The sequence below is a fragment of the Bacillus sp. EB01 genome (assembly GCF_000613125.1).
Taxonomy (GTDB): Bacteria; Bacillota; Bacilli; order Bacillales; family Cytobacillaceae; genus Bacillus_D.
In genome coordinates, this window is the sequence record NZ_HG964497.1 from 3,483,587 (window position 1) to 3,499,743 (window position 16,157).

17 protein-coding genes are annotated in these 16,157 nt (G+C 43.3%); 12 read left to right on the forward strand and 5 right to left on the reverse strand.

Going from position 1 to position 16,157, the window contains the following annotated elements; translation table 11 throughout:
* The first annotated feature begins 174 nt into the window (after window positions 1–174).
* The 6 genes from TY16_RS16030 (at window position 175) to TY16_RS16055 (ending at window position 5,067) form a co-directional block, all read left to right on the forward strand.
* Window positions 175–612, forward strand: a complete 438-nt coding sequence (locus TY16_RS16030; protein ID WP_043932847.1) for a BrxA/BrxB family bacilliredoxin — start codon at window positions 175–177, stop codon at window positions 610–612.
* A 414-nt stretch (window positions 613–1,026) separates the two neighbouring features.
* A complete protein-coding gene (locus TY16_RS16035; protein WP_043932848.1) occupies window positions 1,027–1,812 on the forward strand; it encodes a transporter substrate-binding domain-containing protein in 786 nt (261 codons plus the stop codon).
* Window positions 1,813–1,890: 78 nt separating this feature from the next.
* Window positions 1,891–2,550 carry an amino acid ABC transporter permease gene (locus TY16_RS16040; protein WP_043932849.1) on the forward strand — a complete coding sequence of 220 codons (660 nt, stop codon included), beginning with the start codon at window positions 1,891–1,893 and terminating at the stop codon, window positions 2,548–2,550.
* Window positions 2,543–3,265, forward strand: a complete 723-nt coding sequence (locus tag TY16_RS16045; protein ID WP_043932850.1) for an amino acid ABC transporter ATP-binding protein — start codon at window positions 2,543–2,545, stop codon at window positions 3,263–3,265. The genes TY16_RS16040 and TY16_RS16045 overlap by 8 nt, the downstream gene beginning before the upstream one ends.
* A gap of 268 nt (window positions 3,266–3,533) precedes the next feature.
* On the forward strand, window positions 3,534–4,514 hold the full coding sequence (locus TY16_RS16050) for an aromatic acid exporter family protein (RefSeq protein WP_043932851.1): 981 nt from the start codon (window positions 3,534–3,536) through the stop codon (window positions 4,512–4,514).
* Between the two features lie 40 nt (window positions 4,515–4,554).
* A complete protein-coding gene (locus TY16_RS16055; protein ID WP_043932852.1) occupies window positions 4,555–5,067 on the forward strand; it encodes a L,D-transpeptidase in 513 nt (170 codons plus the stop codon).
* 112 nt (window positions 5,068–5,179) lie between these two features.
* Here TY16_RS16055 and prli42 read toward each other — a convergent pair whose 3' ends face one another.
* Window positions 5,180–5,275: a stressosome-associated protein Prli42 gene (gene prli42, locus TY16_RS26330; protein WP_155922268.1), complete on the reverse strand. Its 96-nt coding sequence runs from the start codon at window positions 5,273–5,275 to the stop codon at window positions 5,180–5,182.
* 186 nt (window positions 5,276–5,461) lie between these two features.
* Between prli42 and mce the strand changes: the two genes are divergently transcribed.
* From mce to TY16_RS16070, 3 genes are all read left to right on the forward strand, one after another.
* Entirely contained in the window at window positions 5,462–5,875 is a 414-nt protein-coding gene (gene mce / locus TY16_RS16060; protein WP_043932853.1) for a methylmalonyl-CoA epimerase, read from the forward strand.
* Window position 5,876: 1 nt separating this feature from the next.
* A complete protein-coding gene (locus TY16_RS16065; RefSeq protein ID WP_043932854.1) occupies window positions 5,877–7,427 on the forward strand; it encodes an acyl-CoA carboxylase subunit beta in 1,551 nt (516 codons plus the stop codon).
* 75 nt (window positions 7,428–7,502) lie between these two features.
* Complete coding sequence (locus tag TY16_RS16070) at window positions 7,503–8,621, forward strand: M20/M25/M40 family metallo-hydrolase (protein ID WP_043932855.1); 1,119 nt, start codon at window positions 7,503–7,505, stop codon at window positions 8,619–8,621.
* Between the two features lie 103 nt (window positions 8,622–8,724).
* Here TY16_RS16070 and TY16_RS16075 read toward each other — a convergent pair whose 3' ends face one another.
* On the reverse strand, window positions 8,725–9,534 hold the full coding sequence (locus TY16_RS16075; RefSeq protein ID WP_043932856.1) for a hypothetical protein: 810 nt from the start codon (window positions 9,532–9,534) through the stop codon (window positions 8,725–8,727).
* Window positions 9,535–9,703: 169 nt separating this feature from the next.
* Between TY16_RS16075 and TY16_RS16080 the strand changes: the two genes are divergently transcribed.
* A complete protein-coding gene (locus TY16_RS16080) occupies window positions 9,704–10,984 on the forward strand; it encodes a DNA polymerase IV (RefSeq protein ID WP_043932857.1) in 1,281 nt (426 codons plus the stop codon).
* 178 nt (window positions 10,985–11,162) lie between these two features.
* Here TY16_RS16080 and zwf read toward each other — a convergent pair whose 3' ends face one another.
* Window positions 11,163–12,698 carry a glucose-6-phosphate dehydrogenase gene (gene zwf / locus TY16_RS16085; RefSeq protein ID WP_081773014.1) on the reverse strand — a complete coding sequence of 512 codons (1,536 nt, stop codon included), beginning with the start codon at window positions 12,696–12,698 and terminating at the stop codon, window positions 11,163–11,165.
* Between the two features lie 248 nt (window positions 12,699–12,946).
* Between zwf and rnz the strand changes: the two genes are divergently transcribed.
* Window positions 12,947–13,870 (forward strand): ribonuclease Z, encoded by a 924-nt coding sequence (gene rnz / locus TY16_RS16090; protein ID WP_043932858.1) that lies wholly within the window; start codon window positions 12,947–12,949, stop codon window positions 13,868–13,870.
* Between the two features lie 108 nt (window positions 13,871–13,978).
* On the opposite strand, the gene TY16_RS16095 is transcribed toward rnz, so the two are convergent.
* The gene (locus TY16_RS16095; protein WP_043932859.1) at window positions 13,979–14,257 is read right to left on the reverse strand and encodes a hypothetical protein; all 279 of its coding nucleotides are present in this window, start codon (window positions 14,255–14,257) and stop codon (window positions 13,979–13,981) included.
* A gap of 197 nt (window positions 14,258–14,454) precedes the next feature.
* On the opposite strand from TY16_RS16095, the gene TY16_RS16100 reads away from it, so the two are divergent.
* On the forward strand, window positions 14,455–14,736 hold the full coding sequence (locus tag TY16_RS16100; protein ID WP_043932860.1) for a hypothetical protein: 282 nt from the start codon (window positions 14,455–14,457) through the stop codon (window positions 14,734–14,736).
* A 305-nt stretch (window positions 14,737–15,041) separates the two neighbouring features.
* On the opposite strand, the gene namA is transcribed toward TY16_RS16100, so the two are convergent.
* Window positions 15,042–16,064, reverse strand: coding sequence for an NADPH dehydrogenase NamA (gene namA / locus TY16_RS16105; protein WP_043932861.1), 1,023 nt, complete (start codon window positions 16,062–16,064; stop codon window positions 15,042–15,044).
* Window positions 16,065–16,157 lie beyond the last annotated feature (93 nt).

Sequence of the window (16,157 nt, forward strand, 5' to 3'; positions counted from 1 at the left end):
TGCTATCCAATAAATTAGGGAGTTTAGGGGTATGGATCTAGCTGTATTCTTTACTTTCCCATTATGGAAAAGGTGTAAACCTCTTCCATAAATTTTTCTCTTTAATTGAAAAAAGTTTATTTTCCCTGTTATGATAGAATATAAGTTGTATATTGATATGAGGGAGTGAAACCATTGACGATGAATTTCAATTTGTTCATGAACGATGTTGTCCGCCAGGCACGGGATGAAATTTCTGCAGCCGGCTATACAGAATTAAAGACACCTGAAGAGGTTGAACAAGCTTTTGATAAAGAAGGAACAACTTTGGTCATGATTAATTCTGTATGCGGGTGCGCAGGCGGGATTGCAAGACCGGCTGCAGCCCACGCGCTTCACTATGATAAGCGCCCGGATCATTTAGTAACTGTTTTTGCCGGACAGGACAAGGAAGCAACCGAAAAAGCACGCAGTTTTTTTACAGGATATCCACCATCCTCTCCATCTTTTGCCCTGCTAAAGGACGGAAAAATCTGCACCATGCTTGAGAGACATGATATTGAAGGCCATGAACCAATGGCTGTCATTCAAAAGCTTCAAGACGCATTCGATAAACACTGCGAAGAATTATAAAAAGCATAAATCAACTTACTCGTCACGCTTTTTGCGTGGCGGGTTTTTTTATGTAATATTAAGAAAGAACTCTTTTTTGAGGGATGTCTAGCACCACAAGGAAAGCATTCCAGAAATTGGGTCGCACGAAATTACACGATTGCGTAATGAGGAGCGTCTAGCGCCTGGTTTACTTAGGTCCCTGGTTACGATAAGTCCACAACGAATTGCTTGCGATTTTCTTGTCAGCAGACCGCTGGAAAAAATCAGAAAATTAATTTTTAAAAATAGTATTGAATAATTATTAAAACGTGTTAAAATTCATTAATGTGAATAAAAATGAGTCCATTCTTACTTGATTGGAAAGGATTCGGGCTTGTCTGTAATGGGTAAAAGTTTATCGATTATTCTGAAAAATAAAGGGAGGAAATTATAATGAAAAAAGGTTTAGTTTTATTTTTGGCTATGGCCCTTGTTATCAGCATTATAGCGGCATGTGGTTCCAGTGAAGATAACACAAATGGAGGCGGAGCAGAGGAAAAGAAAACACTTACGATGGCTACCTCAGCTGATTACCCGCCATTTGAATATATCGATACGAAAAAAAGTGATGAAATTATCGGTTTTGACGTTGATTTGGCAAAAGCACTTGGTGAAAAGCTTGGCTATGAAATCGAGGTAAAAGATATGGACTTCAATAGTCTTGTCCAGGCGCTAAAATCAGGACAAGCAGACCTTGTCCTTGCAGGTATGACACCAACTGAAAAACGGAAGAAGAATGTTGATTTTTCTGATATCTACTATACCGCTTCCCATTTGATTGTGACTAAGGATAGCAGCATTACAAAACTTGAAGATCTTGAAGGCAAGACTGTTGGTGTCCAGCTCGGTTCTATTCAGAGCGATAAAGCAAAGGAACTCCAAAAAGAAGTAGACTTCAAAATCGAAGACCGTAATAGAATCCCAGATTTAATCCAAGAAATTAAATCTGGAAGGTTTGACGCAGCAATTATTGAAGATACAGTCGCTAAAGGTTTCATTGAAAACGAAGAAGGTTTCTCAGGATTTACAATTTCCGAAAACCCGGAAGAAGCAGGTTCTGCGATTGCATTTGCGAAGGACAGCGAACTGACTGATAAGTTCAATGCCGAACTGAAAAAAATGAAGGAAAACGGCGAACTCGATAAATTGGTTGTTAAATGGTTTGGCGGGGAAGAATAGAGGGGAAAATTGAAACGTTCAGAAGGCGTTGCCTTTCTGGACGTTTTTACAGTTGATATAGAGAGGAATGAATTTTAAGTGGGACTGGATTTCGCACAAATCGTCCCTTCCTTGCCATATATACTGGAAGGGATTTGGGTAACATTAGGTATCGTTCTTGTTGCAGGTATTTTGGGATTTATCCTTGGTATTATTCTTTCAATATTCAAAATCAGTAAGTTTAAGCCGCTTAACTGGTTTGCGGATGCTTATACAAGTGTGTTCAGGGGAACGCCACTTGTGCTGCAGCTGATGATTATTTATTTCGGCTCTCCGCAATTACTGGGCTATCAAATTGATATGCACGTTGCTGCGATCCTGTCTTTCGGATTGAACTCAGGTGCTTACATTTCCGAAATTATCAGGGCCGGCATTCTTGCGGTTGACAAAGGGCAGAGGGAAGCCGCTATGGCACTTGGCGTTCCATCCCGTCCAATGATGCTTGACATCATCCTGCCGCAGGCTATGAAAAATATACTCCCAGCTCTAATGAATGAATTCATTTCGCTGACAAAAGAATCAGCCATTGTCACCACCATTGGCGTCGCAGATATCATGCGGAGGTCTTACCAGGTAGGGGCCGAATATTACGCCTATCTTGAACCGCTTCTTTTTGCCGGCTTAATTTATTATCTGATGGTCATTACATTGACCTTCCTTGGAAAGGGTCTTGAAAGGAGGATGAGGCGCAGTGATTAAAGTTAGTGAATTGCATAAAAACTTTGGAAAGCTCGAAGTATTGAAGGGAATCACAACTACAATTGCAGAGGGAGAGGTAGTTGCGATCATTGGCCCATCAGGTTCGGGTAAGTCAACATTCCTTCGCTGCATGAACATGCTTGAAACTCCAACAAGCGGCCGCATCTGGATTGGTGAAAATGAAATTACAGATAAGAAAACAAATATTATGAAAGTACGTGAGAATGTCGGAATGGTTTTTCAACACTTTCACCTTTTTCCGCATAAAACTGTCCTTCAAAATTTGACGTATGCACCAATGAAGGTGAAGGGTCTTTCAAAAGCAGAGGCAGAAAAAATCGGATATGAGCTATTAGAAAGAGTTGGATTATCCGATAAGGCTAGCGAATTTCCAGGCAGACTGTCAGGCGGGCAAAAGCAGCGAGTAGCGATTGCAAGGGCACTTGCGATGCAGCCAAATGTGATGCTGTTCGATGAACCGACGTCTGCCCTTGACCCAGAGATGGTCAAGGAGGTTCTCGATGTTATGAAATCGCTCGCCCACACCGGGATGACGATGGCGATTGTTACACACGAGATGGGATTTGCGCGCGAAGTAGCGGACCGGGTCTTGTTTTTGGATGGTGGGGTCCTTGTCGAGGATGCACCGCCAGAACAATTCTTTTCGAATCCAAAAAGCAGCCGCGCCCGGGAGTTTTTGCAAAAAATGCTTTAATAGAGTTATTATGGAAAAGATGGTCGGATGATCATCTTTTCTTTGTTTTTGTAGAGTCGGAGCTCCGTGATTACGTATGCCATAGTAAAAGCTGAAATGTCATTCATTCTGTTCATCAATGATATTTTTAGGAAAAGAAGAGGTTAAAATTAATTCATAACACTTATAATTATTCCATCTTTATTGTAATCAAGTGGATTTACATATTTGCTATAGGAAATGGAATTTGGCAAGGCTTTATGATTGAAGACCCATGGAGTGTGAATGTATGAGATATAGAATTGGTTATAGGACCATAAAGACTGCGGTCGGTACTGCGGCCGCGATTATTATAGCCCAGATGCTGGGGGTAGCGAATTATTCTTCTGCTGGGATCCTCACAATCCTTTGCATTAAACCTACAAAGAGGAAGTCTCTCAGAGCGTCATGGGATCGATTCCTTGCCTGCGTACTTGCAATGCCATTTTCAGCTCTATTTTTTGAACTAATTGCCTATCATCCATTAGTAATTGGGCTTATGCTGTTCTTTTTTATTCCAACCGTTGTAATGCTTAAAGCAAAGGATGGAATTGTGACTTCGTCCGTTATCATCATGCATATATACGCAGCAGGTGAAGTTTCTAAAGAGATCTTCCTAAATGAACTTATTATTATTATTGTCGGAATAGGTGTGGCCTTATTGATGAATTGGTATATGCCAAGCCTTGAGACTAAGCTTTATGAGTATAGTAGTAAAATTGAAGATAATTTCAGAACGATTTTTCTGGAAATGGCAAAATACTTAAGGACAAACGAAACAATCTGGGATGGACATGAAGTGACTGCTACCTCAAAGCTTCTTAATGAAGCAAAATCACTTGCCTTTCGTGATGTCGAGAATCATTTGGCCAGAGAAGAAAATTTATATTATCATTATTTCACTATGAGGGAAAAACAGTTTGAAATTATCGAGAGGATTATGCCTATTGCCGCTTCCCTGCCGAAGAATGTTCAACAGGCAAGGATTATGGCTGATTTTATTGAGGAGCTGTGTGAAAATATTCATCCAGGGAATACTGCATATATTTATCTTGATAAATTGAGGCTTATGAGACGAGATTTTGAGGAAATGGAACTCCCTAGGACCCGTGATGAATTTGAAGCCAGGGCCAGCTTGTTCCAAATGCTCAATGAGTTGGAACAGTATCTCTTGATAAAGAGTTCGTTCAAAGGCTTGAAGCAACCAAGAAAGAAAGTATTGCCACAGTAGGTTTGGCACAAACTAGGGGAAAAAGTAAAGGGTGGTATGAATGGCACAAATGCTTGCTGCGTTGCTTACCGTTCTTTTCGTTTCCCCTATTTGGCCTTTAGGGCCAAATCCGCTTCCTGGGGATACATTTATTATTATTAATAAAAAAACAAACGAGATGGCGTTTATTGATGAGAACAGGGTTCAAACTGTCCTATCCGTGGCAACCGGCAAAAGCGAGGATCTGACTCCGGAGGGTGTTTTTACCGTTACAGTAAAAGCAGCGCAGCCTTATTACAGAAAAAAGAATATACCCGGCGGCCATGCTGAAAATCCATTAGGTTCTAGATGGATCGGCTTTGATGCCAAGGCGACCGATGGCCGGGTATACGGGCTGCATGGAACCAATGATCCGGCTTCTATTGGGAAATATGTGTCAAACGGATGTATCCGGCTGCAAAACGAAGGAATTGAATCGCTTTATCCTTTCATCCCACTTGGTACGAAGGTTTTAATCACTTCATCCGACCGGCCGTTCACTGAACTGGGTATCGAATACGGGGCGATACAATAACAAAAGCACAAATTTCTCTTTGAGAGGAAAATAGTGCAAAATCTAGTTTTCAATACAACAAGAAAAGGGACTGTCCAAATTTTGCGGACAGTCCCTTTGCTATAGTAGCACCTTATAGGAAAGTAGACAATCCCATTAGGAGTGTTGAGGCCAGCATGGCAAAAAGCATTAAATAAACAATGACCTTCCTCGTTTTACGACTATTCATCTTGGTTTCCTCCCTTTAATGTGTATGGGATAATTCTATTTTAACGTGAATCCGGACAACTAACAACCTTTCAAATTAGGAAGGATTTATGACACTTTGTAGAGAATACAGTAATTGTCGAATTTTTGGGAGGAATTCAGTTTCGCTTATTAGTGGAACTGGCAGTTTATACAAGGGGGGATATTCATGATTGAAAAAGTGGACCATATTGGGATCGCCGTTAAATCACTCGAACAGGCACTTCCATTTTATACGAATACCTTAAAGCTCCCTCTCCTTGGAATTGAGGAAGTGGAAAGCCAAAAGGTGATTGTCGCATTTCTTGATGCGGGAGGGACAAAGCTGGAACTGCTTGAACCAACGTCCGAGGACAGCCCTATTGCAAAACATATCGAAAAGCGGGGAGAAGGAATCCATCATGTCGCACTGGGGGTTACATCGATTCAGGATAGGATTAACGATATGAAGGAAGCCGGTATCAGGATGCTTAATGAGGAGCCGAAGCTGGGAGCACATGGAGCGATGGTTGCGTTCATGCACCCAAAAGATTCCGGTGGGATATTATACGAGTTTTGCGAGAAGAAGGGGATGGAGAAGTAACATGCCGGATATATTTGAAAAGATTAATGAATTGTATGATAAGCGCCGTGAAATCGAAATGGGCGGCGGTGATGAAAAAATTGCGCGGCAGCATGCAAAGGGGAAACTGACAGCACGTGAGAGAATTGCTATTCTTGTAGACGAAGGTACATTTGTTGAATTGAATCCTTTTATTGAGCACAGGATTACATACTTTGGTATGGACCAGCAGAAAGGGCCAGGTGACGGGGTTGTAACCGGATATGGCAAAATAAATGGCCGGGCAGTCTATGTTTTTTCGCAGGACTTCACTGTGTTCGGTGGTGCTCTTGGGGAAATGCACGCCCATAAAATTGCCAAACTGATGGACATGGCTGCCAATAGCGGCGCACCGGTTATTGGGTTGAACGACTCCGGCGGGGCAAGAATTCAAGAGGGCGTCGTGTCACTGGATGGCTACGGACAAATCTTTTATCGAAACGCCATCTATTCAGGCGTTATTCCGCAAATTTCAGTCATTATGGGGCCGTGTGCCGGGGGCGCTGTCTATTCACCCGCTATTACGGATTTTGTGTTCATGGTAGAGGGTACGAGCCAAATGTTTATTACAGGACCAAAAGTGATTGAGACGGTGACCGGTGAAAAAATTTCTTCTGATGATCTTGGCGGTGCCAAGGTTCATAATACGATCTCCGGCAATGCCCATTTTAGAGGAGAGACGGAAGAAGAAGTTCTGGCTTCAGTGAGAAGGCTATTAAGCTATCTCCCGCAAAATTCAAAAGAACGGCCTCCGGTAGTAACTGTCGCCGATGAAGACGATTATAGGGCTGACCTGGTGGATTGTATTCCCTTTGATCCTATCAGGCCATACGATGTGCGGATTGTAATCGAGCAGGTTGTTGACAATAATAGTTTTATGGAGATTCACAAGGATTTTGCAAGGAATATTGTAGTTGGCCTTGCAAGAATAAAAGGTGAACCGGTAGGGCTGGTTGCCAATCAGCCAAAGGTGATGGCCGGCAGCCTTGATATTGATTCTTCCGACAAAGCCTCCCGTTTTATTCGTTTCTGTGATTCTTTTAATATACCGATCATAACATTCGAAGATGTAACCGGTTTCTTTCCGGGGATTAAACAGGAACATGGCGGGATTATCCGCCATGGTGCTAAAATACTTTATGCTTATTCTGAAGCGACCGTACCGAAGTTGACCGTTATTTTACGAAAGGCATACGGCGGTGCATACGTGGCGCTGAACAGTAAATCAATTGGCGCCGATCTTGTTTTTTCATGGCCCAACGCAGAGATTGCCGTAATGGGACCGCAGGGAGCAGCGAATATCATTTTTGCTAAAGAAATCCAAAGTTCGCCTGAACCAGAGAAGGTCCGTCAGCAGAAGATTGAGGAATACCGCCAGCAGTTTGCCAACCCTTATGTGGCTGCAGCCCGGGGAATGGTCGATGATGTCATCGATCCGCGGGAAACCAGGATAAAGCTTATCCAGGCATTGGATATGCTAAGGAATAAACAAGAGGAACGGCCACATAAAAAGCATGGAAATATTCCGCTCTAACCCCATTGGTTGAAGCTCGAGTTTGACAAGAGTATACTGAAATGGTGAGTACATAACCAGACGGAGGTTTTACGGATGATTAACCATGAGCGCTTATTGAATGAGTTCCTTGAACTTGTTCAAATCGATTCAGAAACAAAATTTGAAGCAAAAATTGCAGAAGTCCTAAAGAAAAAATTCACCGAGCTCGGTCTCGATGTTTTTGAAGATGATACTACAGCCGTTACAGGGCATGGTGCAGGCAATCTGATTTGTACGCTTCCTGCAACGAAGGATGGGGTTGATTCAATTTACTTCACTAGCCATATGGACACAGTGACTCCTGGGAATGGCGTGAAGCCTTCCATCAAGGATGGGTATGTTGTTACAGATGGCACAACCATTCTCGGTGCAGACGACAAGGCTGGACTTGCAGCGATGTTTGAATTGATTCGTGTCCTGAAGGAGCAGAATCTCCCGCGTGGGCAAATACAATTCATTATTACAGTTGGGGAAGAGTCTGGCCTTATGGGTGCCAAAGCTTTAGATCCTTCAAAGATCACTGCTAAATACGGTTACGCACTTGATAGCGATGGCCTCGTCGGCAATGTTGTTGTTGCCGCTCCTACTCAGGCCCGGATTGAAGCAGTTGTTTATGGAAAGACTGCACATGCAGGTGTAGCGCCTGAAAAGGGAGTTTCCGCAATTACAATTGCTGCGAAAGCAATTGCCAGGATGCCTTTGGGCAGGATTGACAGTGAAACCACAGCCAATATCGGGCGGTTTGCCGGCGGCCAGGCTACGAACATTGTTGCTGACCGTGTTGATATTTTGGCTGAAGCACGATCCCTTGTGGCAGATAAAATGGAAGCACAGGCAGCGAAAATGAAAGAAGCCTTTGAATCGGCTGCATCAGAAATGGGCGGCAGAGCCGAAGTGAATGTGACGGTCATGTATCCTGGCTTCAAATTTGGTGAAGGTGACCATGTTGTCGAAGTAGCCAGGAAAGCAGCAGCGAAAATTGGCCGCAGCTGTGAGCTCCAGCAAAGCGGCGGGGGCAGCGATGCCAACGTGATAGCAGGATTCGGAATACCGACTGTCAACCTGGCAGTTGGGTATGAGGATATCCATACAACAAACGAACGGATGCCGGTTGAAGAGCTTGGCAAACTGGCTGAGATGACCCTTGCCATCGTTGAGGAAGTTGCGAAGTAAGATACACTTTTAAATTGAGGTCGCCTAAAAGGTTGTCGAATTGACTTTTTAAAAAATAATGAAACGATAAAGGGAGCCCAAGCGGGTTCCCTTTCCTTTATCTTTAAGGCAGGTTTTCAATCTTTTCAAGTTCAGTCGTTACACTCATTTCATTCCCAGTTGAGTCCTTTAAATATAACGTCTTTTTTACAATCCCAAGCCGGGGTGCCCAGTAATTCTCGACAATGCTTCCATCTGTCCCGATCTTCTCAAGCACGATGACCTTGCTAATCTTTCCATATGGAACAGAAATGGTTGCATCAATTTCCTTAACGACCCATCCGTCAAAGCTTTGTTTCAGTTTGATTGGATTTGGCAAAACAAGCTGTTCTTTAAATGCTGCTTTGTAATTTTCAATTGAGGGGGCATCCTCCGAATAATATTCTGGCTCCTCGTAAACAATCGAAATTCCCTTCTTACCAAGGTTGTATATCCTAAGCATCCTTGTCCCGCCATTATCAGTTATGGTAGCAATGTATTTTCCCTCCTTGGTGAAAACATGCTCCACTTCAGAAGCAAATTCATTTCCAGTTCCTTTGAAGGTTTTGATCTTATTGCCTTCAGGAAAGTAACTTCCAGTCTCAATTGGCCTGTCATTTTCTCCGTTTGCACCCTCGCCTGTGGGTTTGCCACCAGAGCTCCCATCTGTACCAGTTCCGGGTTTACCTCCTGGTCCATTACCGGAATTATTGCTAACAGGTTTATCTTTTTCTCCATCAATTTCTTCCTTATCCCCTGACGTTTCCGTTCCTCCGTCTGTCTGTTCTGTTGGTTTTTGGACTCCTCCTGATTCATTGTTCGGCTTGGAACTATTCCAAAAACTGCAGCCTGCTAAAAGAAAAATAGTGAGTATGACTAAATAAATCTTTCTCATATGCCTATCCACTTCCTTATTGAAATATGAAGCTATCTTTAATTAGACGTGGTCCACAATACCAAGTTGCATAAATGAAACTAAATGGGCTCCGGGTCACACCCATTAGGTGACTCGTGCAGGTGTTCGCTTTTTTTGCTAAACTAATAGGTAATTGGAGGTGTTGGCAGTGAGGGAAATGTACCCGAAAAAGGGGCGGGTTATTTTACATGTTGATATGAATAGCTTTTATGCATCGGTTGAAATGGCGCATGATCCGGCCTTGAAGGGGAAGCCGCTTGCCATCGCTGGAAATCCTGAAGAAAGGCGAGGCATTATTGTCACCTGCAGCTATGAGGCTAGGAAAATGGGAATCAAGACAACAATGCCACTCTGGGAAGCCAAAAAGATTTGCCCGCAATTGATTGTGATGAGACCGAATTTTGACCGATACAGGACTGCATCGACTGCCATGTTCGAGATACTTGCCCAATTCACCGAGCTGGTTGAACCTGTCTCAATTGATGAAGGGTATTTGGATATTACAGGAAGCCACGAGCTGGGCAGCCCACTCGAAATAGCACACAGCATCCAGAAACGGATCATGGCACAGCTTGATCTGCCATGCAGCATCGGGATAGCGCCAAATAAATTCCTTGCCAAAACAGCTTCCGATATGAAAAAACCTCTTGGGATTACAGTTCTTAGAAAGCGGGATATTCCTGCCGTTCTGTGGCATCGCCCTGTAGGGGACATGCACGGTATTGGAGCAAAAACTGCAGAGAAATTGAACGGGATTGGCATACAAACCATTGGGAATCTCGCTGGCGGTAATGACATACAATTGAAGATGCTGCTTGGAATAAATGGGACCAGACTAAAGGAAAGAGCCAATGGAATTGATGCTCGCCCGGTTGACCCGGATTCTGTTTCGGATTTTAAAAGTATAGGGAATTCCACAACCCTTCCGAGGGATATGACCAACCAGCACGAGTTGTTCAAGGTATTTGAAGGTCTTTCCGATAAAGTGGCAACCCGACTAAAACGAAAGAAGGTTGTTGCTAATTCTTTGGCAATCACGATTCGGTACAAGGACCGCAAAACGATAAATCGCGGCCGTAAACTAAGGAATCCTGTCAGCTCTAAGGAAGATATCCTGCAGCTGGCCAAGCAGCTTTTTATGAGCAATTGGAACGGTAACCCGGTCAGGCTGCTAGGGATTACAGGTTCAGATTTGGCAGATATTGATAGAATTGCAACCCAACTGGATTTATTTTCCTATGAAAAAGAAGCAAGGAAGGAGCCATTATTCAAGACTCTTTCTGAATTGAAGGACAAGTATGGCAAAAACATAATTACCAATGCCGGAAGCAAAGCCGAGCTCGATGCCAACAAGGGGACTCAAACAAGTTTTAATAAAGATTTTCTTCGCGGTTTTAAGCCTGGACAGGATGATAATAAATCAAAATAAATGCCGCCCTGAAATTCAGAGCGGCATTTAGTATGCTGATTTGGAAAACTCTATTGTGCGAGCTTTTATGCGTATTTTTCGCGTTTTATAAAGACTTTCTGAGTTTTATGCGATCACTTTTTACTATTTACGGAACATTTTTTAAGGTTTATGCGCACCTTCCCGGTTTTCCTCCACGCTAACATTTATCAACTTGTAAGTCACGGACACGCCACCATGAAAATCCATCTTTTTCAAGCAGTTCTTCGGCAGCCTTTGGTCCCCTCGAGCCGGATTCGTAATTCGGGAAGCTTTCATCTTTCGTCTTTTCCCAAACTTCCGATATCTTATCGACAAAGGCCCAAGAGAGGGCAACTTCATCCCAATGAGTGAAGTTAGTTGCATCTCCGCGCAGGCAATCGTACAAGAGAAGCTCATATGCTTCAGGTGTATTTATTTCGTTCACACCATTGTTGGCAAAACTCAATTTTACTTCTGTTGCATCCATGCCCTGGCCTGCCTTCTTGGCGTTCAAGTGAAGGGTAATTCCTTCTTCAGGCTGGATGTGGATAACAAGCAGATTTGGGTTGAGAGGCTTGTCCGGCTGGTAATAAAGGTTCATTGGAATATCTTTGAACTGGATGACAATCTTCGTTGACTTGGCGCCGAGCCTTTTACCTGTTCGAATGTAAAAAGGAACTCCTGCCCAGCGGAAGTTATCTATCATTAGCTTGCCTGCTACATACGTTTCCGTATTAGATTGTTTGTCGACCATCGGCTCGTCCCTGTAAGCAGGAACTTTTTCATCATTGATGAAGCCGGCATCATATTGGCCACGGACAAAGTAATTCTGGATTTCATCGCCTTCTATTGTTCTTAGCGACCGGAAGACCCGGATTTTCTCTGAGCGGATTTCATCTGTCGTCAGTTTGATAGGCGGCTCCATTGCCAGCAGCGCAACCATCTGAAGCATATGGTTTTGTACCATATCCCTAAGAGCTCCGCTTGTTTCGTAATAGCGCCCGCGTTCTTCGACACCAAGTGTTTCACTGGATGTAATCTGGATATTTGAAATATAACGATTGTTCCAGAGCGGTTCGAACATTGCGTTGGCAAACCGGATTACTTCGATGTTCTGAACCATTTGCTTTCCGAGATAATGGTCAATCCGGTAAACTTCGTGCTCATCGAATGCAGTACGGATTTGCTCATTCAATTCAATTGCAGATTGAAGGTCATGGCCAAACGGCTTTTCGATAACAAGCCGTTTAAAGCCTGAAACATCTGTCAAGCCATCCGATTTTAGATGGAGTGCAATTGGACCGAAAAATTCAGGTGCCATTGCCAGATAAAAGATTCGGTTGCCGGCGAGTCCGTACTTGCTGTCCATTTCTTCTGCCAGTTGCTTAAGAACGGCATATGACCCAGAATCAGTTACATCGTGAGAATGGTATGTAAAATGAGATGCAAATTCGTCCAGATTATCGCTGGCTTCCATTGCTTCGCTGACCGAATACTTCACGTTTTCCTGAAACTGTTCATTTGTCAAAGGCCTTCTGGCAACACCTATAACTGCAAACCTTTCGGAAAGCAGCCCTTTTTTAAAAAGCCTGTAGAGCGAAGGAAATAGCTTGCGCTTTGCAAGGTCCCCGGTTGCCCCGAATATCATAATTAAGGATGCTTGTTCTTTGTTTTCTGCCAAGGATAAGGACTCCTTTTCGTGAAAAATTTCCATAGATGATGAATTGTCTTTACAAATATTTAAGTTTAGCTGTTTCTTCTAGATTTCGCAAATGTAATGCAATCCATGTACCAGGTTTAAAAAAGCTGGAAAAGACTGATAGGCGACCTCCTGTATTTTTAGTGCTTGTAATCAAACCAGTTGGTATGATGAAGGCAGGAAGCGTTAAGTATGGTATAGTAAAGTAAATTTTATTTCAATCATAATGCGTTTAAAGCATTTTTTGAAGAGAGGTTTTTACGTTGGATTTGTTGTTTCTTGGAACTGGCGCAGGACTGCCGGCAAAGCTCAGAAACGTCACTGCGGTGGCTCTCAAACTTCTGGAAGAGAGGGGCTCTGTTTGGCTGTTTGACTGTGGTGAAGCTACCCAGCATCAGATTCTTCATACTTCCCTTAAACCGCGCCGGATTGAAAAGATATTCATCACCCATCTGCATGGTGATCATATCTATGGCCTGCCAGGTCTATTGTCCAGCCGTTCTTTCCAGGGCGGCGATTCCGAGGTTGAGGTGATCGGCCCAAAAGGAATTGACACTTTTATCAGGACAAGCCTGAGAATTAGCGGGACGTACTTGAAGTATCCTTTGAAAATTACTGAGCTAGAAGAGGGAAACGTTTTTGAAGACCAGCAATTCAGGGTAGAAGCGCGGCTTCTTGACCACGGGATTGCTTCATATGGATACAGGATTTCGGAAGCTGACAGGCCAGGGACTTTGCTCGCTGATAAACTTGCTGCCGCCGGAATTCCTCCAGGCCCTTTATATAAAAAAATAAAAGCAGGGGAGCAAGTCATTTTAGAGGATGGAACAGTGTTGGACCCATCCCGCTTTGTTGGCTCGCCGCAGAAAGGAAGAATTGTGACAATCCTGGGCGATACCCGGCGTTGTGAAAATGCTGTGGAACTGGCAAGGGATGCAGACCTCCTTATTCATGAGGCAACCTATGCAGCCGGTGAGGAAGGCATGGCGCATGATTATTTCCACTCGACCACTGCCCAGGCTGCTGATGTGGCAGTGAAAGCGAATGCGAAGAAACTATGCATTACACATATTAGTTCGCGCTACGATCGCCATGCGGCCCAAGAGCTCTTAAAAGAGACACAAAGTTACTTTGCAAATACCGAAATTGCTGAGGATTTTAAAGAAATTCATATACCTCTCCCATAGTAAGTATCCGGCATCCAAATTGGAAAAGCCGGGTTTTTTGTTTTTTAGAAAACATTTGGCTTCCTGCCTGTGAATTGTTCTTTTACCCGAGCAATCTACCGTCTGGCTTTAACGTTTATTTTCGCGGTAGGCCCGCCAGGATGTCTTTATGGAAGCATAACTGCCTATGGCTGCATAACCGTAAAACGAACCCATGAAAATAGCAGCAATAAAGCTATGCTTGTGGCATACGAGAATGGATAACGCCAGTCCGATACAAAGTGCGATTGTTGGAACAATGAACTTTGGTATCCCAAAATATATTTTTAGGGTTTGAGTAATGATCATGACTGCGGGAACAGCAAAGACTGCATCCCACATATTTGTATATATAATAGGGAAGTTCATGTATTTGAGCGATCCCTCCCATGGAGAAATGTAATGACTTATTTATTTTTATCCGAAATCTGGGAACTACTCATTTTATTTAGCTTGGGCTGAAATATCGACTATTCATTCCGGATTTTATATTTTTACTACTTTTTCGGAATAATTGTTTTCAGGTAGGGTAGTAGTATTTTATACATACTACAGGGGGATTCAAAATGGAAGCAATTATCATTATGGGTGTTTATTGTTTAATTATGGGGTCGATTGTCCTTTTTGCCAGCGGTTTGGTAAGTTATTTCTTTCCTAAAATACATGTTATATTCATTTTGGCAGCTAGCGCGCTTGCCGGAGTATTAGCCAGTTTTGTGTTTGATGTAGGCACTTTATTTGCTATAATCTTTAATATTATTTTCTCGGGTATGGCCGTCGCGCTTGGTCGTTTCGGGCGCTATTTGAAAAATAAAACAGAAGTTGAACCAGAGAGTATACTTCATTAAACAAAAGGGCGTATTCCCGCGGGAATGCGCCCTTTTTGCTGTTAAGATAAATAGATCTCGCGACTGTGGATAACTTTTTTTATCGAGGATGTTTACGTCTAGCACCAGCGCCTACGCGTGCGCAAACTTCAGGTCTCCTCCCTACGATAAGTCATCATCCAATCGCCTCGCTCTTCGTGATTCCTTTATCTCAGTCAAAGCCCCTCCAGTTTGTACGGCGATGACCACTAAGGAAAGCTTCCAAGAATAATCATCGCAGGGACAGGCGGTTTTTGCCTGTCACGAAGGCGCTTGCGCTTTTGTATTTAGTATTTCCATCCGCGAATATATTGTTCCGGCATCGGGATTTCTTCCCCTAGTTCTCTTGCGGCAGTGCGCGGCCAGTAGGGGTCACGCAATAATTCACGTGCAAGGAAAACAAGGTCGGCTCGTTCATTCTGGAGAATTTCCTCAGCTTGTTTTCCAGTTGTGATTAACCCAACCGCACCAGTAGCAACTTCTGCTCCTTTTCGGATTGTCTCGGAAAAAGGAACCTGATACCCGGGGTATACATTGATATGAGCTGGTACAACTCCGCCCGAGCTTGTGTCAATTAAATCAACACCTTGCTCCTTCATCCATTCTGCCAGCTGGATATAATCCTCAGGCACCAACCCTTCTTCTTGATAGTCCTTTGCAGAAATCCTGACAAACAAAGGGCCATCCCAAACGGTATTGACTGCATCAATTACTTCACGAAGTAAGCGGTAACGGTTTTCTGCCGAGCCTCCGTATTCGTCTTTGCGTTTATTTGTGAGTGGGGACAGGAACTCGTTAATCAAGTATCCGTGCGCAGCATGCAGTTCGATCACATCAAATCCTGCTTGTTTTGCCCGCTCCGCACCTTTTTTAAATGCTTCAACGGTTTCCTTAATATCGTTTTTAGTCATTTCTTTTGGTGTTTTATATTTTTCATTAAATGCGAGTGCTGATGGCGCGTATATATCTTCTTCCAGAACGGCTTTCCTGCCTGCATGCGCAAGCTGAATTCCCATTGCCGCACCGTGAGCCTTCGCCATAGAGGTCAATTCTCTTAACCCTTCAATATGCTGATCGCTCCAGATTCCCAGGTCGTTCGGGGATATTCTTCCTTGAGACTGCACAGCTGTCGCTTCAATAATAATTAAACCGACCTGTCCTACAGCCCTGCTAGTATAATGGGTCCGGTGCCAGTCTGTAACGATTCCATCTTCTAACTCGCATGAGTACATGCACATTGGCGCCATAACAATCCTGTTTTTCAGAGTAACTCCTTTAATTGTAAACGGAGTGAATAATCTTGCTGCCACGATTTTTAGCCTCCCTTTCTAACTCTTTCCAATTTTAGTATAGCAAAGTCTGTTTATTTTAGAAAAATGATTGCTTGGACATTTCAGACATAT